The 18,491-nt window shown below is 69.0% G+C and carries 15 protein-coding genes; 7 read left to right on the forward strand and 8 right to left on the reverse strand.

Translation table 11 applies throughout. The features are described 5' to 3' along the window. Positions 1 to 151: 151 nt before the first annotated feature. The 6 genes from IEW34_RS08400 to amaB all read left to right on the forward strand — a co-directional run bounded on the left by IEW34_RS08400 (position 152) and on the right by amaB (position 7,318). Positions 152 to 1,273 carry a BMP family ABC transporter substrate-binding protein gene (locus IEW34_RS08400; protein ID WP_188608729.1) on the forward strand — a complete coding sequence of 374 codons (1,122 nt, stop codon included), beginning with the start codon at positions 152 to 154 and terminating at the stop codon, positions 1,271 to 1,273. Between the two features lie 14 nt (positions 1,274 to 1,287). Further along, a complete protein-coding gene (locus IEW34_RS08405) occupies positions 1,288 to 2,406 on the forward strand; it encodes an ABC transporter permease (RefSeq protein ID WP_188608730.1) in 1,119 nt (372 codons plus the stop codon). Continuing rightward, a complete protein-coding gene (locus IEW34_RS08410) occupies positions 2,403 to 3,329 on the forward strand; it encodes an ABC transporter permease (RefSeq protein ID WP_188608731.1) in 927 nt (308 codons plus the stop codon). The genes IEW34_RS08405 and IEW34_RS08410 overlap by 4 nt, the downstream gene beginning before the upstream one ends. 25 nt (positions 3,330 to 3,354) lie before the next feature. Continuing rightward, positions 3,355 to 4,056, forward strand: coding sequence for a biuret amidohydrolase (gene biuH / locus IEW34_RS08415; protein WP_188608732.1), 702 nt, complete (start codon positions 3,355 to 3,357; stop codon positions 4,054 to 4,056). Between the two features lie 6 nt (positions 4,057 to 4,062). Further along, positions 4,063 to 5,595 (forward strand): ABC transporter ATP-binding protein, encoded by a 1,533-nt coding sequence (locus IEW34_RS08420; protein ID WP_188608733.1) that lies wholly within the window; start codon positions 4,063 to 4,065, stop codon positions 5,593 to 5,595. 190 nt (positions 5,596 to 5,785) lie between these two features. Continuing rightward, positions 5,786 to 7,318 (forward strand): L-piperidine-6-carboxylate dehydrogenase, encoded by a 1,533-nt coding sequence (amaB, locus tag IEW34_RS08425; RefSeq protein ID WP_188608734.1) that lies wholly within the window; start codon positions 5,786 to 5,788, stop codon positions 7,316 to 7,318. Between the two features lie 53 nt (positions 7,319 to 7,371). On the opposite strand, the gene IEW34_RS08430 is transcribed toward amaB, so the two are convergent. Next, positions 7,372 to 8,328 carry an alpha/beta fold hydrolase gene (locus tag IEW34_RS08430; protein ID WP_188608735.1) on the reverse strand — a complete coding sequence of 319 codons (957 nt, stop codon included), beginning with the start codon at positions 8,326 to 8,328 and terminating at the stop codon, positions 7,372 to 7,374. A gap of 96 nt (positions 8,329 to 8,424) precedes the next feature. On the opposite strand from IEW34_RS08430, the gene IEW34_RS08435 reads away from it, so the two are divergent. Then, positions 8,425 to 9,327 (forward strand): LysR family transcriptional regulator, encoded by a 903-nt coding sequence (locus IEW34_RS08435; RefSeq protein ID WP_188608736.1) that lies wholly within the window; start codon positions 8,425 to 8,427, stop codon positions 9,325 to 9,327. A gap of 106 nt (positions 9,328 to 9,433) precedes the next feature. Here IEW34_RS08435 and IEW34_RS08440 read toward each other — a convergent pair whose 3' ends face one another. The 7 genes from IEW34_RS08440 to IEW34_RS08470 form a co-directional block, all read right to left on the reverse strand. After that, positions 9,434 to 10,648, reverse strand: a complete 1,215-nt coding sequence (locus IEW34_RS08440; RefSeq protein ID WP_188608737.1) for a hydantoinase/carbamoylase family amidase — start codon at positions 10,646 to 10,648, stop codon at positions 9,434 to 9,436. Positions 10,649 to 10,810: 162 nt separating this feature from the next. After that, complete coding sequence (locus IEW34_RS08445; RefSeq protein ID WP_188608738.1) at positions 10,811 to 11,854, reverse strand: SDR family oxidoreductase; 1,044 nt, start codon at positions 11,852 to 11,854, stop codon at positions 10,811 to 10,813. A gap of 104 nt (positions 11,855 to 11,958) precedes the next feature. Next, complete coding sequence (locus IEW34_RS08450; protein WP_188608739.1) at positions 11,959 to 12,282, reverse strand: hypothetical protein; 324 nt, start codon at positions 12,280 to 12,282, stop codon at positions 11,959 to 11,961. A 173-nt stretch (positions 12,283 to 12,455) separates the two neighbouring features. Further along, positions 12,456 to 15,587 carry an efflux RND transporter permease subunit gene (locus IEW34_RS08455; RefSeq protein ID WP_188608740.1) on the reverse strand — a complete coding sequence of 1,044 codons (3,132 nt, stop codon included), beginning with the start codon at positions 15,585 to 15,587 and terminating at the stop codon, positions 12,456 to 12,458. Between the two features lie 10 nt (positions 15,588 to 15,597). Then, positions 15,598 to 17,268 (reverse strand): efflux RND transporter periplasmic adaptor subunit, encoded by a 1,671-nt coding sequence (locus IEW34_RS08460; RefSeq protein ID WP_188608741.1) that lies wholly within the window; start codon positions 17,266 to 17,268, stop codon positions 15,598 to 15,600. 74 nt (positions 17,269 to 17,342) lie between these two features. After that, positions 17,343 to 17,780: a hypothetical protein gene (locus IEW34_RS08465; RefSeq protein ID WP_188608742.1), complete on the reverse strand. Its 438-nt coding sequence runs from the start codon at positions 17,778 to 17,780 to the stop codon at positions 17,343 to 17,345. 234 nt (positions 17,781 to 18,014) lie between these two features. Beyond that, the coding region (locus tag IEW34_RS08470; protein ID WP_188608743.1) for a VOC family protein at positions 18,015 to 18,491 on the reverse strand (477 nt) is incomplete at its 5' end.

The following is an 18,491-nucleotide window of genomic DNA, read 5'->3' on the forward strand; positions in this document are numbered from 1 at the left end:
TCAGCTGGCTCTCGCCAGCTGTTCCACAGGGCTGCGTACCCCACGATACCGGGCCGCCTGAGCGTGCCGCATCCGCCGCGCGGCCGGCCCGCCGTTTGCAGAGTGCGGCTGCCGGCCGTCCGGCACCGTTTGAATTGGACGAGGGCTTCCGATGATCAAGGCGTCGCACACGATCACCCGCCGCTCGCTGCTGAAGACCTCCGCCGCCGGCGCTGCGTTCGGAGCCGTCGGCCTGCCCCTCACCTACCGGCCGGCGCGCGCAGCGGCGACCACGGTGGGCTTCATCTATGTCGGGCCCAAGGACGACTACGGATACAATCAGGCCCATGCCGAGGGGGCCGCGGCCGTCAAGGGCCTGTCTGGACTGACGGTCGTTGAAGAAGAAAACGTGCCGGAGACCGTCGATGTCCAGAAGACGATGGAATCGATGATCAATCTCGACGGCGCGTCGCTCGTATTTCCGACGTCGTTCGGGTATTTCGATCCGCATATGCTCGCCATGGCCAAGAAATTTCCCAACGTCCAGTTCCGTCATTGCGGCGGGCTGTGGGACAAATCAAAGCATCCAGCGAACACAGGCTCCTATTTCGGCTACATCGGTATGGGTCAATACTTGAATGGTATTGTGGCCGGCCATGCCAGCAAGTCGAAGAAGATCGGCTTCGTGGCAGCCAAGCCGATTCCGCAGGTGCTGATGAACATCAACTCGTTCCTGCTCGGTGCCCGTGCCGTCGATCCCACCATCGTCTGCCAGGTCATCTTCACCGGCGAATGGTCCCTTGCCGTCAAGGAGGCGGAGGCGACCAATGCACTCGTCGACGGCGGCGTCGATGTCGTCACCTGCCACGTGGATGGGCCGAAGGTGGTGGTGCAGACGGCGGCCGGCCGGGGTGCGTATGTCTGCGGCTACCATGCCAACCAGAGCCCGTTGGCGCCCGACAAATATCTCACCGGTGCCGAATGGAACTGGGCGACGGTCTACACCGGTTTCGCCAAGAAGATGCTCGCAGGCGAGCCGCTCGACAATTTCGTCCGCGGCGGCATTGCCGAGGGATTCGTGAAGATGAGCCCGCTTGGCCCGGCTGTTGGCGAAGCCGCTCGCAAGCAGTTCGACGCGGCGCTGGCCGAAATGAAGACGGGCGGATTCGCTGCGATCAAGGGACCGCTCAAGAGCAACAAGGGCGATCAGGTGGTGGCGGCGGGCCAAGCGCTGCCGGAGACGGCGATCGAGCTGGAGAGCATGAACTACCTCGTCGAGGGTGTTCAAGGCTGAGCCCGGGTCGTTCCGTGACCGCCGCCTCGACAACTTCGGCGCCCGCCCTCGCCGCGCCCCCGACCGGGGGCACCCTGGAAACCCTCGCTCGGCGCGCCGAGAGCCTGGTCATCCCGCTCGGCGCCCTCCTCGTCGGTCTCGGGCTCTTCAGTCTGTTCCTGCTGGCGCTCGGCAAGTCCCCGGCGCAATTCATCGAGCTCATGTGGCGCGGGGGCTTCGGCAGCTGGTTCTCGATCCAGAACACGCTGCTGCGCGCGGCGCCTCTCTTGCTGGCGGCCCTGTGCGTGGTGCTGCCGGCCCGTCTCGGCCTGGTCGTCATCGGCGGCGAAGGCGCCATCGTGCTCGGCGGCGTCGCCGCCGCCGCGGCCGGCCACTGGGTTGCAGGTCTGCCCCCCGTTGCCGTCATTGTCGCCATGGCACTCGCCGCGATGGCCATCGGCGGCCTCTGGATCGGCGCGATCGGCGCGCTGCGCCACTATCGCGCGGTCAACGAGACGATCTCCAGCCTGCTCATGGCCTACATCGCCATCGCGCTGATGAACCATCTCGTCGAAGGCCCGTTGCGCGATCCAGCCTCGCTCAACAAGCCGTCCACCATCCCCCTCACCGCGGCCGGCCGCCTCGGCGCGGTGCCCGGCACAGACGTGCACTGGGGCATTGTGGTGGGCGTCGTCGCCTGTCTCGCCTGCTGGCTGCTGATCGAGAAAACACGCTGGGGCTTTGCCGCCCGCGTCGCCGGCGGCAATGTGCGCGCCGCCCAGATCCAGGGGCTCGCGGTCGGGCCGTTGATCATCGGCTTCTGTGCCCTGGCGGGCGCTCTGGCCGGGCTCGCCGGCATGATCGAGGTGGCGGCCGTGCACGGCAATGCCAACGCCTCGCTCGCTGCCGGCTATGGCTACACCGGCATCCTCGTCGCCTTCCTGGCGCGCCAAAGCCCGCTCGGCGTCATTCCGGTATCGCTGCTGCTCGGCGGCATCGCCGCCGCCGGCGGCCTGGTGCAACGGCGCATGGGGCTGCCCGACGCGACCATCCTGGTGCTGCAAGGCATGCTGTTCATCCTCGTGCTGCTCAGCGACACGCTTTACGGCCGCTTCAAGATCTTCAACCCCGATCGCTGGGGGCGGGCGCCATGACGATGAGCGACATCGGTCTCTGGAGCGTTCCGCTCGCCATGCTCGGAGGCGCCATCCGGGTCTCCACGCCGTTCATCTTCGTCAGCTTGGGCGAAGCCATCACCGAGCGGTCGGGCCGCATCAACCTGGGGCTGGAGGGCACCCTGGTGTTCGGCGCCATGGCGGCCTACGCCGTGGCGGTCGAGACGGGGTCGGCGTGGACGGGGGTGGTCGCCGCCATGCTGGCGGGAGCCGGATTCGGCCTGCTGCACGCCTGGATCTGCTCCTTCCCGAAGGTGAACGACATTGCCGTCGGGATCGCCCTGATGCTGTTCGGCATCGGTCTCGCCTTCTTCTTCGGCAAGCCTTACATCCAGCCCGCCGCCCCGCGCCTGCCCGCCATACCCTTCGGCGCCTGGTCGGACCTTCCGCAGATCCAGGCAGCCCTCAGCATCAACGTGCTGTTCCTGGCCGGCATCGCGCTCGCGGTCGCCCTCTGGTGGTGCTTCAAGAACACCCGTGCCGGCCTGATCGTCCGGGTGGTCGGCGACAGTGCCGAGGCGGCACGCGCCATGGGCCTCAACCCCACCACCGTCCGCCTCATCGCCACGGCGGTGGGCGGCGCTTTCGCCGCCGTCGGCGGCGCCTATCTGTCGCTCTACTATCCCGGTAGCTGGAACGAGCGTCTGTCCTCCGGCCAGGGGCTCATGGCGGTGGCGCTGGTGATCTTCGCCCGCTGGAACCCGCTCGGCTGCCTCGCCGCCGCGCTGCTGTTCGGCGCCGCCGGCGCGCTCGGGCCGGCGCTGCAATCGGCCGGCGTCACCCAGGGCTATTATCTCTTCTACGCGGCGCCCTACGTCCTGACGCTCGCCATCATGATCGCGACCTCGTCGCCCGGCCGTGCTCTCGCCGGGGCGCCGGGCGAGCTCTCCATCACCCGATAACCCCTCGCCCAGCCGGAGCTTGGCCATGAATGCCCCCGCCCGCACCCCCCGGCACTACATCGAGGCCGCGCCCTACCCGTGGCCCTACAACGGCGATCTCAGGCCCGACAACACCGTCCTGATCATCATCGACATGCAGACCGACTTCTGCGGCCCCGGCGGCTACGTCGACAGCATGGGCTACGACCTGTCGCTCACCCGCGCGCCCATCGAGCCGATCAAGGCGGTGCTCGCCACCATGCGGGACAAGGGCTACCATATCCTCCATACCCGCGAGGGCCATCGCCCGGACCTGGCCGACCTGCCCGACAACAAGCGCTGGCGTTCGCGCCGCATCGGCGCCGGCATCGGGGATGCCGGGCCGTGCGGCCGCATCCTGGTGCGCGGCGAGCCGGGCTGGGACATCATTCCCGAGCTTTCCCCGCACGCGGGCGAGCCGGTCATCGACAAGCCCGGCAAGGGCTCGTTCTGCGCCACGGACCTCGAGCTGATCCTGCGCCAGCGGCGCATCGAGAATATCGTGCTCACCGGCATCACCACCGACGTCTGCGTGCACACGACGATGCGGGAGGCCAACGACCGCGGCTTCGAATGCGTCATGCTGGAGGATTGCTGCGGCGCCACCGATCACGCCAACCACCTTGCAGCGATCGCCATGATCAAGATGCAGGGCGGGGTGTTCGGCGCCGTGTCGAACTCCCGGGCCCTCATCGCGCAACTGCCCTGACCTGCCATGGATATCCAGCCATCCGCCGGTGCCGTCGGTGTCGAGACCGTCGGCATGACCATGCGCTTCGGGTCCTTCACGGCACTCGACGACGTCTCGATCAAGGTGAGCGCGGGCTCCTTCCACGCGCTGCTCGGTGAGAACGGCGCCGGCAAATCGACCCTGGTCAAGTGCATGATGGGCTTCTACCAGCCGACTGAGGGCCAGATGCTCGTCGGCAGCCGCGAGGCGACGATCGCCAGCCCAAGGGATGCGGACCGCCTGGGCCTCGGCATGGTCTATCAGCATTTCACGCTCGTGCCCTCGCTCACCGGCGCCGAAAACCTGGTAATCTCCCGGCCCGACGTGCCGCGGATCATCGCCTGGCCCAAGGAGCGCAAGGCGCTCGCCGCGTTCATGGACCGCATGCCGTTCAAGATCTCGCTCGACGCGCCGGTGCGCGAGCTTGCCGCCGGCGAGAAGCAGAAGCTCGAGATCATCAAGCAGCTTTACCTCGGCCGACGCTTCCTCGTGCTCGACGAGCCGACATCCGTGCTGACGCCGGGCGAGGCCGAAGAGCTGCTCGGCCTCGTGCGCGGCATGACCGAGCGGCGCCAGCTCACGGTGCTCATGATCAGTCACAAGTTCCATGAGGTGACCCAGTTCGCGGACGACGTCAGCGTGCTGCGCAAGGGCAAGCTCGCCGGCACGGGCCGGGTGGCGGAGCTCGACCACAAGGCGCTGGCCGCCATGATGATCGGCGATCAGCCGATCGCGCCGATCGATAGCCGCCGCCCCACCCCCGCAGGGGCCGCGGCGGTTCTGAGCGTGACCGGGCTCAGCGCCAAGGATCGCTCGGGCCTCAAGTCGATCCGCATCGATGACCTCACGGTCAGGGCGGGCGAGATCGTGGGCATAGCGGGTATCTCCGGCAACGGGCAGAAGGAGCTCCTGGAGGTGCTGGCGGGCCAGCGCGGGCGAGAGGCCGGGGAGGTCGCGGTCAAGGGCGAACCCTACGGGGCGACGCGCGCGCAGTCGCGCGATCGTCATGTCCGCTTCATCCCCGAGGAGCCGCTGCGCAATGCCTGCGTGCCGCGCATGACCGTGGCCGAGAATATCGGGCTGCGGACCTTCGACCTCGGTCCGGAAGGCAGGCCGGTCACCTGGATCAACAGCGGTGGTCTCAAGGCCCACGCGGCCAGGCTGGTGCAGCAGTTCAAGGTCAAGACCGCCTCGCTCGCCTCGCCCATCGAGGCGCTGTCGGGCGGCAACGTGCAGCGGGCGGTGCTGGCTCGCGAGCTCTCCGGCGAGGTCGACCTGCTGATCGTGTCGAACCCATGCTTCGGGCTCGACTTCGCCGCGGTTGCCGAGATCCGCGCCCGCATCATGAAGGCGCGCAATGGCGGCGCAGCGGTGCTGCTGATGTCGGAGGATCTGGACGAGCTTCTGGAGCTCTCCGACCGCATCCTCGTCATGGCCGGCGGCCAACTCGTCTACGAGACATCAATCGCCGACGCCGACGTGCACGTCATCGGCGAGCACATGGCGAGCCGCCATTAGGGCATGATCCCCAACAGTGGACGTCGGATTTTGACAATATCATTATTAAAGCAATGGCTTATATCGGGATCCTGATTCAAGAAACAATCATCCCGCCGTAGCCGACCTGGGCCAGCGGTTTCCGGCCCGCCGCCGTGCTAGTCTGGAGACGGCTGCATCGGAGCCGCAGCCGTTCGATCGGGAGCAGCCGATGGCCGCCGCACACCACGAGCCCCTTGCGGAGCCCGCGCAGGAGATCCTGCGGCGGCTGGGCGTGCCCCCGGCGGCCTACGCGAACGGCGAGCTGCGCACCATCAGTCCTATCGATGGCGGACAGATCGGCCGGGTCCGCATCGACGGTCCGGCGGACGCCGCCCGCAAGATCGAGGCGGCGCACGCGGCGTTCCAGGTCTGGCGGTCCGTGCCGGCGCCACGGCGCGGCGAACTCGTCCGGCTGTTCGGCGAGGAGCTCAGGGCCGCCAAGGCAGACCTCGGGCGGTTGGTCTCGATCGAGGTCGGCAAGATCCCGTCGGAGGGCCTGGGCGAAGTCCAGGAGATGATCGACATCTGCGACTTCGCCGTCGGCCTGTCGCGTCAGCTCTACGGCCTCACCATCGCCACCGAGCGCCCCGGCCACCGCATGATGGAGACCTGGCATCCGCTCGGGGTGGTCGGCGTCATCTCGGCGTTCAACTTCCCGGTGGCCGTGTGGTCGTGGAACGCGGCACTGGCGCTGGTCTGCGGCAATACGGTGGTGTGGAAGCCATCCGAGAAGGCGTCGCTCACGGCGCTCGCCACCCAGGCTATCCTTGCACGCGCGGTGACGCGGTTCGGCAGCGATGCCCCCGAGGGCTTGGCGGAGGTCATCGTCGGCGACCGGGCGGTCGGTGAAGTCCTGGTCGATCATCCCCAAGTGCCGCTCGTCTCGGCCACCGGATCCACCCGCATGGGTCGGGACGTCGGCCCGCGCCTCGCCAGGCGCTTTGCCCGCGCCATCCTCGAACTCGGCGGCAACAACGGCGCCATCGTCTGCCCGTCCGCCGACCAGGACATGACCGTGCGAGCCGTCGCCTTCGCCGCCATGGGCACGGCCGGCCAGCGCTGCACGACCTTGCGCCGCCTCTTCGTACACGAAAGCGTCTATAACCAGTTCGTGCCACGCCTGAAGGCCGCCTTCGGCAGCGTCGCCGTCGGCGACCCGCTGGCGACGACGGCGCTGGTCGGACCGCTGATCGACGCCGGGGCCTACGAGGCGATGCAGCAGGCGCTCGCCGCCGCCCGCCTGGCCGGCGGCTCCGTCGCCGGCGGCGAGCGCGTCGATCTCGGCCGCCCGGACGCCTATTACGTCCGGCCGGCACTGGTCGAGATGCCCGAGCAGGCGGGCCCGGTGCTGGAGGAGACCTTCGCCCCGATCCTCTACGTAATGCCCTACACGGATTTCGAGGATGCAGTGCGCAAGCACAACGCCGTGGCCGCCGGCCTGTCGTCCTCGGTGTTCACCCGTGACCTCGGCGAGGCGGAGCGCTTCCTGGCGAGCGAAGGCTCCGACTGCGGCATCGCCAACGTCAACATCGGCACCTCCGGCGCCGAGATCGGCGGGGCCTTCGGCGGCGAGAAGGAGACAGGCGGCGGCCGCGAGTCCGGCTCCGACGCCTGGAAGGCCTACATGCGGCGGGCCACCAACACGATCAACTATTCCAGGGCGCTGCCGCTGGCCCAGGGCGTCTCGTTCGACATCGACTGAGGCGGCACGGGCTTGGCCGGGTGCGATCGATCGCATCGACGGGCATGTCGGATTCAGCCGGCGAGAAAACGCTGCACGAGATCGTTGAAGACCTCGGGCACTTCCTCCGCCACGAAATGCCCGCTGTCCGCGGCGATCGCTCCGGTCAAACGGGGCGCCTTGCCGTGGAGCGCGTCAAATAGTCTGGAGCCGGCGCTGTGTTGGCCGCCGATGGTGAGGACCGGCATCGGCAGGGTCCGGTCGCCGAAGCTCGCAGCCAGCGCTGCGTCCTGCGGCAGAGCGCGATAGAAATTGAATCCCGCCGTCATTCCTCCCGGCTGCGCATAGAAGCGGGCGTATTCGGTGATCGCCTCCTCCGAGATCGCGTCCTTTCGGTGCGACCAGGCGCGCACCTGCGCGCGGATATAGGCGCGCTCCCGGCCCTCGGTGAGCATCTCGGGCACGTCCGGCGCCATATGGAATCCGTAGTGCCAGGCGCCGCCGCGCAGCGCGTCGGTGTTCTCCGTTCCGGGAATGAGGCAATCGACCAGGATGAGCTTGGCGACGCACGTGGGCTCGACATGGGCCAGCACGTAGGCAGCCTTGCCGCCCATGTCATGCGCCACGATATGGGCTTGCGCCACGCCCAGATGGGCCATCAGCGCTCTGGTGTCCTCGGCGATCGTGCGCTTGTCGTATCCCTCAGGCGTCCGTTCGGAAAGACCGGTGCCTCGAAGGTCCGGGGCCACGACCGTATACGCCGCCGACAGCCGCCTGATGGTCTCGGACCAGGCGAACCAGGTCTGCGGCCAGCCGTGGAGCAGGATCACCAGCGGTCCCGATCCCGCAATGACGTAGTGCGCATCCATGCCGTTGATGCGCGCGAAGCGGCTCGCTGCCCCCGCCGGCAGCGGCGAGGGCGCCGCCTGGACGGCCCCGTCTTCGCGGCCCGCCGCGATCGTGGAGCGCGCGGGTCCGACAATCGCCGCCGAGGCGGCTCCCAAACACAATGCGCGGCGCCTGATGTCCATGTTCTCCCACCCGAGATGTCCGGCGCGCATGATTGTCGAGCAGCGTCCAGGCATCTACGGTCGTGGCGACATCACTCTCATAACCGCCGGTTATTCATGGACGTCACGTCAGCGCTGAAGGCCTTCGTTCGAACCGTCGAGAGGAGGTCGATGACGCGCGCCGCGCGCGATCTGGGCATCTCGCAGCCGGCCGTGAGCAAGCTTGTCCGCAAGCTGGAGGCGCACGTGGGCGTCAAGCTGCTCGAGCGGAACTCGCGCGCCCTGCGCACCACCGCCGAGGGCCTGCGTCTCTACGAGAGCTCCCAGCAGGCGCTGTCCGCCCTCGACTCGGCATTGGAGCAGATCCAGGGGGCCGCCGGTGCGATCGGCGGCGTGCTGCGCCTTCACGCGCCGGCATGCCTGGGCGAACGCCACCTTCACCGCATCGTCATGGCATTTCAGGATCTCCATCCTGAGGTCGCCGTCAGCCTGATCCTCGACAATCAGGGGGGCAATCTGGTGGACGAGAATGTCGATCTGGCGGTCCGCATGGGACGGCCAGCCGGTCAGGACCTGGTCACCAGAAAGGTCGGCCTGGTGGAGCGCATCCTGGTCGCCTCGCCCGACTATCTCCGCCGTCACGGCGCGCCGCGCAGTCCCGCCGATCTCGGCGACCATCGGTTGATCGTCACGGATGCAGCTCTCTCCGACCGGAAGACGCTCCGCCTGTGCACGGCGGAGGCCCCGGTCGAGATCCCGGTCCGCCCGTCGCTGACGACCAACAATGCCCGGGTTCTCGTCGATGCGCTGCGGGCCGGCCGAGGCGTCGGCACGACCCAGGTCTTGCTCGTGGCCGACGATCTCGCGGCGGGCCGCCTCACCCGTGTCCTCCCCCGCTACGAGATCGAGGCGACCGAGCTTTACCTGGCGTATCCGTCGTCGCGGTTCCTTCGCCCGGCCGTTCGCGCCTTCATCGACTTCGCCGTCCCGGCGCTGCGCCGCATCGAGGGCGTCACCTAAAGCAAAACATCAGAGAAAACCTGTCGGATAACCGAAACTTGTCAGCAACTTAAGCCCCGTCCTTGAATCGAATTCGGAGGCCGTCGGCGGGGCGTCTCCGTCCGGTTCACACCGCGCGGCCCGGCCCGCGCAGCAGATCTCCGGCCGCCGCGGCAAGCACGCGCAGGCCCATGGCCAGGTCCTCCGGCTTGGTGTCCTCGCTCCAATGGTGGCTGATGCCGCCGATCGACGGCACGAACAGCATGCCCGTCGGCAGGCGCGGCGCCATGTATTGGGCGTCATGACCGGCTCCGGAAGGAAGGCTCGTCCAGCGTCCGGGCGTCAACGCCTCCGCGGCCGCGACGAAGGCTCGCTGCACGTCCACGTCGCAGAGCGCCGGTTTCGACTGACCCACCACCTCGAGGGTGGCGACCGTGCGGTCGCGGCGGTTGCTTTCCCGCACGGCGCGCCGCAGCAGCGCGTCGAGCCGAGCCAGCACGTCCTCCGAGATGTCGCGGAACTGAAAGATCACCTCCGCTTCGCCTGGGATGATGTGCGGATCGCCGGGCCTCAGCGTGATGCCGCCGCAGGTCCAGACCGTGCGCTCGCCGCAATGCTTGGGAAACTCCGCGTCGACCCAGGCGAGGGTGCGCACCGCGGCGAGGCCCGCGTCACGCCGCTCGATCATGGTCGTGCCGCCGGCGTGGTCCTGTTGGCCCTGAAAGCGGATGCGGTACTGCCAGATGGCGACGATACCGGTGACGACGCCGATCTGGTGATCGGCCGTCTCCAGCGTCGTTCCTTGTTCGATGTGGGCCTCCAGGAAGGCACGGTATCGCCCCGGCTCGAGCCGGATCCGAGGCTTGCCGGCGAGCCCGGCCTCGCTGAGCGCCTGGCGCAGCGGCTTGCCGTGGGTGCGGTTGGCGAGCGCGTCGATCTCCTCGTCGCCGAGCAGGCCGGTGAACGAGCGTGAGCCCAGGAACGGGCCGTAGTGCCCCTCCTCGTCGGCGAAGGCAATGACGTCGACCGCCAGCCCCGCCCGCGCCAGGGCGATCCCGGCGACCACGCCGTAAGCGCCGTCGAGCCAGCCCGCCTCGGTCTGGCTCTCGATATGCGAGCCGACCAGGAGCTTGGGCCCGGGCGCCTGGTGACGGCCGATGACAGTACCGATCCCGTCGATCTCGGGCGTCAGGCCTACCTCCGTCATCCGAGCCATCAGCCAGCGGCGCGCCTCCATGTCGGCCTCGCCATAGGTCGGCCGGTCGACGCCGGTCTTGAAGGTGCCGATGCGTCTGAGATCCTGCAGGTCCGCAATGAAGCGGTCGGTGTCAGCCGTGACCATGACTCACCTGGGCGCGTATCGCGTTGATCCACGGTCCGTTCTACCGCTCAGGCGGGCGGTCGTCTTTGCTGAGGCTACCGGACCATTCGGCCCAGAGTTGGCCCGCGGCCCCGTCCCCGTCCCCGTCCCCGTTTGGCAAGCTCGGTCGCGGCGGCCTTCAGCTCAGGCGCCAGCCCGGCGGCCTCTCACCGGCTCGAGCCGGATCAGGCTTTCCGCGGTGGCGACGATGGCCTCCTCGGACGAGCGCGGGGTCCAGCCGAGCACGCGCCTGGCTTTGTCGCTCGTCGCGTTCCTGATGATGCCGAGGTGCGGCACCGTTGCCCGGGCCGTCGGAACCCAGGGGCCAAGCAGGCGCACCAGCCAGTCCGGCAGGTCGTGGCGCGGCACGCGGCGCGCCCGCGCCGCGAGCCTCGCCCTGAGCACCTGCGCGATCGCCTGCAGCGACAGGTTGGGGCCGGCCGCCGCGATGAAGCGTTCCCCCTTGGCCTCGGGATGCGTCATCGCCGCGACATGCAGGTCGGCAACGTCGCGCGCATCGACGATGCCGAAATGAATCCGGGGGGTCGCGGGCACGGCGCCGTCCAACATCGCCTTCACGAGCGTGACCGAGGTCGACAGATCCGGCCCCAGAACCGGCCCGAAGACTGCCACCGGGTTGACCACGGCAAGCTCGAGCCGGCCGCCGGCGTGGGCGACGAAGTCCCACGCCGCGCGCTCGGCCAGGGTCTTGGACTTCATGTACGGCTGCACGTCACGTCCGCTCGGATCCGTCCAGTCGGTCTCGTCGAAGGGCGTCGTCCGCGGTGCGTGTCCATAGCCGATCGCGGCGAACGAAGACGTCACCACCACGCGCTTGACACCTGCATCTCGTGCCGCACGCAGCACGCGCATCGTGCCGTCCCGTGCCGGGCCGATCAGTTCGTCCTCTCTATCCGGAGCCCTTGCAGGAAAGGGCGAGGCCACATGCAAGACGTAATCGCAGCCGGCCACGGCCTGGGGCCAGCCGGCCTCCGCCATGAGGTCTGCAACGACGAAGGCCACCTCGCCGCCGCGGTCGGTGCCGCCCTGCCGCACCATGGCCCTCACCTCGTCCGCTCGGGCGAGGTTGCGCACCGTGGTGCGGACCTGATGGCCGGCGGCGAGGAGCGCCACGATGGTGTGACTGGCGATGAACCCGGAGCCGCCGGTCACCAGTACTGAACTCATGATCACTCCTGGTGCCGAAACGGGCTCCTGGATCGAGGCCTGCGAGCCGCCGCCAGCTACGATAACCGGACGGCGTCTGCTTCGTCAGAGCTGCATCGGAGCGCTCAATCGAAGCGGGCGCTGATCGCCTGTCCGTCCGGAGCGGTGATCTGCACGGCCCCCTTGGGAGCGGCCGGCAGCGAACCTTGCGCCCGGCCGGCCAGGCCACCGCCCTCCGGCACCAGGGGGATGCGCTGGACCTTGCCGTCGACGAGCAGCACGGCGACGCCCCTGAACTTCCCCGGCGAGAGCGGCTTCTCGTCCGCGTCGGTGAGGAAGGCTTCGAGCGCTGGCCCCTTGGCCACCAGCTCGATGTGATAGGCGCCGGCCTCCACGACGCGGCCGCCGTTTGGGCCCTGGACGCTGTCATGGGCCCATGCCGGGCTCACGAAGGCCGCCGCGGCAAGCGTGGCCGAGGCTAGAGCGCTTTTGAGCGAAGTGGACGCCGGTTCGCGTGAAGAAAACGCGCCAAAACAAAGAGATAGACCATTTCGGCGATTCAACGAAACGCGGAAATGGTCTAGTGTGATCGACGTAATCTTCATGGCAAGCTTTCTCATGGTCAGAACGCCTCGGCCGCCGCCTTGGCGCGTGCGCGGTCCGTCGCCGGGATTTGGGTGGAACGCAGGCGCTCGAGCGGCTTGCGGCCGAACCTGAGGAACAGCACCGGTGTCAGGAACGCGTCGAGCAGCGTGGCGGAGACCAGGCCGCCGAAGATCGTCACCGCCACCGGATGCAGGATCTCCTTGCCCGGCGCATCGGCGCCGACGAGCAATGGCACGAGCGCCACGCCGGCCGCCAGCGCGGTCATGAGCACGGGCGCCAGCCGCTCGAGGCTGCCGCGCACCACGAGGTCGCGGCCAAACGGCACGCCCTCGTACAGCGCAAGATTGATGGTGTGGCTGATCTTGAGAATGCCGTTGCGGGTGGCGATCCCGGTCAGCGTGATGAACCCGATCATCGAGGCCACGGACAGCGGCTGACCGGCGAGCCAGAGTCCGGCGACGCTGCCGATCAGCGCGAGCGGCACGTTGCCCATGATGATCAGCGCGAGCGCCGCCGACCGGTAGCGGCTGTAGAGGATGGCGAAGATGAGTGCCAGCGACAGCGCCGACAGCGCGCCGATGGTGCGGCTCGCCTCCTCCTGCGCCTGGAAGCTCCCCTCCAGGTTCGCCGAATAGCCCGGAGGCAGCTGCGCCGCGGCAATCTGCTGGCGGATCTGCGCAGTGATCGCGGCCATGTCGCTGCGGCCGTCGGTATTGGCCTGGACGACCAGGCGCCGGCGCCCGTTCTCCCGCAGGACTTGGTTGGGACCGGTGGTCTCGCGGATGTCGGCGAGTTGGCGGGCCGGCACCCAGCCGGCCGGCGTTTCGACCAGCAGGTCGCCGAGGCCTTGCGTGGTCCGCAGACGCTCGGGGAGGCGGATGGTGACATCGAAGCGCCGGTTGCCGTCGACGACCGTGGACACGACACGACCGCTGGAGAGGCTGCTCAGCTGCTCGACGACGGCCGCCGGCTGGACACCGTAGAGCGCCGCCCGGCCGTAGTCGACGCGGACGTCGAGCTGCGGGATGCGCACCTGCTTTTCGACCTGGAGGTCGACGAGGCCCGGGATGCGCGCCATGCGGCCGCGCAGATCCTCGGCAAGCGTGCGCAGCGTGTCGAGGTCCTCGCCGAAGATCTTGAGCGCGATCTCGGCCCGCACGCCCGACAGCATGTGGTCGAGCCGGTGCGAAATGGGCTGGCCCACGTTCACCGAGACCGGCAGCACAGCCAGGCGCCGCCGCAGGTCGGCGACCACCTCCGGCTTGGACCGCCCGCGGGGCTTGAGCTCCACCTCGAGATCCGAGGAATGGACGCCTTCGGCGTGCTCGTCCAGTTCGGCCCGGCCGGTGCGCCGCCCGACGGCCGCCACCTCGGGGACGGCGGCAAGCAGCCCTTCGGCGATGAGCCCCACCCGGTTCGACTCGGCAAGCGAGATCCCGGGGTTGAAGGTCATGTTGATGGTGAACGAGCCCTCGTTGAAGGGCGGTAGGAAGGCGCGCGGCAGCTGGTTCGCGGCGATGGCCGCCGTGGCCACCGCCAGCGCGGCGCCGCCGAACAACAGGCCCTGATGGCGGAAGGCGGAGCGCAGGAGCCTCTCGTTCCAGGCCTTCAACCACCGCACCAGGCCGCTGTCGCGCTCGTCCAGCCGCTTGAGCGACGGCAGGAGGTAGTAGGCCATGACCGGCGTCAGCGTGATGGACACCACCAGGCTGCACAGGATCGAGATAATGTAGGCCTGCCCGAGCGGGGCAAAGAGGCGGCCCTCGATCCCCGAGAGCGCGAACAGCGGCGCGAACACCAGGACGATGATGACGGTGGCGTAGACGATGCCGGAGCGCACCTCCTGCGAGGCCGAGACGACCACGTCGATGACGGAGCGAGGGTTGCCGTGCTCCCGGTTCTCCCGCAGTCGGCGGAAGATGTTCTCCACGTCGACGACCGCGTCGTCAACCAGTTCGCCGATGGCGATGGCGAGGCCGCCCAGCGTCATGGTGTTGATGGACAGACCGGCGATATGGAACACCACCGCGGTCGCCAGCACCGAAACGGGGATCGCCGTGAGGGAGATCGCGGTAGTTCGCAGGTTGAGCAGAAACGCGAACAGCACGACGGCCACGACGAGCACTGCTTCGACCAGCACGCGCTCGAGATTGCGGATGGAGGTTTGGATAAAATCCGCCTGCCGGAACACGATCTTGTCGGCGCTCAGGCCTGGCGTCGTGGCCGTGATGTCGCGCAGGACGCGCTCGACTTCGCCCGTCAGCTTGACCGTGTCGACCCCGGGCTGCTTCTCGATCGACACGATCACCGCCGGAGCGCCGTTGTAGCCGGCATCGCCGCGCTTGCTCCTGGCGGCGAATGCGACATCGGCCACCTGGTGCAGGTAGACCGGGCCCTTGGCCGTGGTGGCCACCACGATGTTGCGCAAGTCGTCGAGGCGGGTGGTCCGGCCGATGTTGCGGATCAGGTATTCACGGCCATTCTGATCGGCGAAGCCGCCGCCCGCATTGACACCGAACTGACCGAGAGCCTTCTCGATCTGGCCGTAGGTCACCCCCAGGGCGCGGACGGCCGTCGGGTGCGGGCTCACGCGATACTGGCGCACCTCGCCCCCGATCGGGATGACCTGGGCGACCCCCTGAATCGTCAGCAGCCGAGGGCGGATGACAAAGTCGGCGATCTCCCGCACCTCCATGGGCGAGGCTTGATCGCTGGTCACCGCGACCATGACGATCTGGCCCATGATCGAGCTGATCGGTGCCATCTGCGGAGCCACGTTCGGCGGCAGCTGGCTGCGCACCTGGGCGAGGCGCTCGGCGACCTGCTGACGGTTGCGGTAGATGTCGGTGCCCCAGTCGAACTCCACGTAGACAACCGAGAGGCCGACCCCGGACACCGACCTCACCCGGGTCACCCCGGGCACGCCGTTCATCCGTGTCTCGATGGGAAAGCTGACGAGTTGCTCCACCTCGGGCGGTGCGTAGCCATCCGCCTCCGTCATGATGGTGACGGTCGGCCGGTTCAGGTCGGGAAACACGTCGACGGGCAGGCGCGCGGCCGTCAGGGCGCCGAAGACCATGAGCGCAGCTGCGGCCGCGAGCACCAGCACGCGGTTGCGAAGCGATTGGGTGACCAGGAAGGTGAACATGACCGCCTCCTCAGCGCACCTGGTCGAGGAGCTCGGCCCCCTGGGTGACGATCCGCTTGCCGGGCGACAGCCCGGCCTCGATCAGCACCCGGCCGCCGTCGAGCGTCGTCGTCCGCACCGGCCGGGCCGCGAAGCGCTCGGCAGTGACGTGCTCGTAGACGACCTCCTGGCCGCTGCTGCTGCGCACGACGCTGGCGCGGGGCAGCGCAAGCCCATGCTCGCGCCCCCCCGTGCCGACCTGGACGGTGACGAACTGGCCGATGCGCAGCCCCGACGTATCGCCGCGGATGGCGAACTGGACAGGCACGGACTGGTTGCGGTCGGCCAGCCCCGCCCCCTGGTAGGCGAGCTGTAGAACACGACCGTCCGCCAGGCGGGCCGTCGCCGCGCTGGCGCCCGCCACGGCGTCGAAGCTGAGCGCCTCGACCCAGAGGCGCGCCGGGTCGACCACCTGGAACACCACGGCGCCCGGCGCCGCCATCTGGCCGGCGACCGCCGTCGATTCGGCGACGACGCCATCGACGGGTGCGACCAGCGGCTCCGGCTCCTGGCGCACCGTGTCGAGCGCCGCGCGGCGATCGCGCAGGCCCTGCAGTTCGTCCGTCGCCTCCTCGAGCTGCACCTGGGAAACGGCGCCGGAGCCGACGAGGCGTCGATAGCGCGCGACCCGCCGCTCCACGGTGGCGATCTGCTGATCTAGCTCGCCCTGGCGCTGGCGCATGTCCGACACGTCCACCCGCTGCACCGGCGGCGTCACGTAGGCAAGGACGGTGCCCTTCCGGACTGCGGTGCCGAGCCGCGGAAAGCCGCCGCTCGGCGCCGACAGCCGGCCCCCGACGGATGACTGCACCACGCCGCTCGCGTTGGGATCGGGGACGATGCGTCCGGGCAGCTCGGTGGTGCGGCCGTGACTCTCCGCCTCGCTGACAACGGTGCGGATGGCGAGAATGCGCTGGACCGGCTTCGGCACGAAAACGCTGCCGTCCGGCTGGCGCCGCGCCAGATCACTGCCTGCGGCCGCCGGCGGCGCACCGCCAGCCTCGCCATGGTCATCGCCCTCATGTGCGCGCGCGGTCGCTACTGCGAGCGGGAGGGCGAGCGCGAGTACGGCGACAGCCGGAGCGGCGCGACGACGGCGGACGAGGAGGGTCGCTGCGACACCGAGCGCGAAGGCCAGCAGGGCAACGCCGGACAGCAGCGGATCCGCGGGGAGGAGACGCTCGCTGCGATGGGTTGCGGCACCGTCCGGCACCCCTCCGGCCTCGGGCGAACTCGGAACGACGATCGTCACCGGCAATACGTCGTCGGCGCCGTCGACGGTCAGCGTCAGCAGCAGATCATGCCGACCCTGCTTGCCGAGCCAGGGGACCGCAACCGTATACCGGCCCTCGGGCTCGGGCTTGAGCGTCACCGGCCCGTCGGGAGCCTCGACGGCAACGCTCGCCCCGGTGATCGGCTCGTTGGTGGCGAACCGGTCCAGGTAGACCGACAATACACCCTCGCGCACCGCCGCAACGAGTTCGACCTCCGCGCTGGCCGCCTCGCCGCGTGGCGCCGCCGGCGTCGCCGAGGAGGCGGGCGTCTCGCCGTGGTCATGACCTTCGTGCGCCTGCGCCCCCGTGGTGAGCAGGGCTGCCGCCAGCGCCGCCGCGCCGAGCGCTGCGGCAAATCTCACATGCATGTCTGGAATCCTTTGCCGTTGAACAAGGACGTTCCAGCGGGGCGCCGCTCATGCGGTGCCTCGGGACGCCGGTGTCAGGCAAAGGATCGAGGGGGCTCCGGAAGCGCTTCGGGCGTGATGCCGGGGTGCGCAAGGTCGCGTGGCCAGCTGAGCGCCTGTCCGCGGCGCGCCGGTGTGCAAAAGCCCGCCGCGTCGGGAGGCATGGCGAGCGAGCAGCAGGCCGAGCCGGTTGAACAGCAGCCGCCATGACATGTCACGGCCGTGGGCGGAAAGCCCGTTTCGCCATGCTGGACAACGATCGTGTCGGCGCCCGCGAGCACGAGGCCCCGGGACGTCAAGCCGCCGGTCACAGCCGTGACGAGATCGTGCGGCGTGATAGGCCTGATCTCAACCTCGTGTGACGGCTCGACCGCGTGCCCCGCATGCGCCTCGGCCGTCACCGGCACGAAGCTCGCGGCAACCCATACGATTGCCAGCGCCAGAAGCCGCATAAGAGGCCGGAACAGTCCCATTGCGCCAGCTCTAGCAGGTTTGCCGCTGGGCGGCGACCGTCGATTTCGCCCAGCCCGACCTCGAGCGCGCAGCCGGCCGCAGCGGCGGCCCAGTCACCCGAGAGACCCGAGCCGCGCGGCCCTGCAGCGGCATCGCACTGCCGGCCGCCGGGTTCCGCCTCCCATGGGCAGTCTGGATCGGACCGAACAACAGGCAGCGGCCATCGCGCTTGTCGAACTCCGCCGACGCTGCCCTCAGCGCCGCGGCATGGTCGATTTGGACCCCCACATGCAGAGGCTCGAGGGCTCGAAGCCGAACTGGCGGGGGCGGTGGCTGGCCTCGTCCTCGATCGCGTCGACGCCGACGGAATATTCGAACACCATGTTGTTGGGCCCGAGGAAGTAGAGGAAGCGCGCCCCCGAGGTCGGGTGCCGCCCCGGCCCGAACACGATCGGCACGTTCTGCTCCGCCAGATGGTAGAACGAGCGCAGCACGTCGTCGTTGCTGGCCACCTGGTGGTTGATGTGCTGGATGCCTGGCCCCGAGGCCGGCGCCAGCGCCATGGTGTGGTGGATGGCGTTCACCCGCATCAGGGCGATGTCGCCGATGCGGTCGCTGACCCGGGCATTGCACACCTGCGTCCAGAACCGCTCGTCGCGACGGGGATCGGTGGTGTTCAGCCCGATGTGGCTGAAGCCGGTGATGCCGGCATCGCGCGTCGGGAAGTAGCG

The organism is Chelatococcus reniformis (assembly GCF_014640075.1).
GTDB classification, from domain to species: Bacteria; Pseudomonadota; Alphaproteobacteria; order Rhizobiales; family Beijerinckiaceae; genus Camelimonas; species Camelimonas reniformis.

Coding starts and splice junctions, on each gene's coding strand:
- IEW34_RS08440 (WP_188608737.1), bottom strand. CDS start 10,648: ATGGTCACGGCTGACACCGACCGCTTCATTGCGGACCTGCAGGATCTC.
- IEW34_RS08445 (WP_188608738.1), bottom strand. CDS start 11,854: ATGAGTTCAGTACTGGTGACCGGCGGCTCCGGGTTCATCGCCAGTCAC.
- IEW34_RS08410 (WP_188608731.1), top strand. CDS start 2,403: ATGACGATGAGCGACATCGGTCTCTGGAGCGTTCCGCTCGCCATGCTC.
- IEW34_RS08435 (WP_188608736.1), top strand. CDS start 8,425: ATGGACGTCACGTCAGCGCTGAAGGCCTTCGTTCGAACCGTCGAGAGG.
- IEW34_RS08420 (WP_188608733.1), top strand. CDS start 4,063: ATGGATATCCAGCCATCCGCCGGTGCCGTCGGTGTCGAGACCGTCGGC.
- IEW34_RS08465 (WP_188608742.1), bottom strand. CDS start 17,780: ATGGGACTGTTCCGGCCTCTTATGCGGCTTCTGGCGCTGGCAATCGTA.
- IEW34_RS08400 (WP_188608729.1), top strand. CDS start 152: ATGATCAAGGCGTCGCACACGATCACCCGCCGCTCGCTGCTGAAGACC.
- IEW34_RS08460 (WP_188608741.1), bottom strand. CDS start 17,268: ATGCATGTGAGATTTGCCGCAGCGCTCGGCGCGGCGGCGCTGGCGGCA.
- IEW34_RS08430 (WP_188608735.1), bottom strand. CDS start 8,328: ATGGACATCAGGCGCCGCGCATTGTGTTTGGGAGCCGCCTCGGCGGCG.
- amaB (WP_188608734.1), top strand. CDS start 5,786: ATGGCCGCCGCACACCACGAGCCCCTTGCGGAGCCCGCGCAGGAGATC.
- biuH (WP_188608732.1), top strand. CDS start 3,355: ATGAATGCCCCCGCCCGCACCCCCCGGCACTACATCGAGGCCGCGCCC.
- IEW34_RS08455 (WP_188608740.1), bottom strand. CDS start 15,587: ATGTTCACCTTCCTGGTCACCCAATCGCTTCGCAACCGCGTGCTGGTG.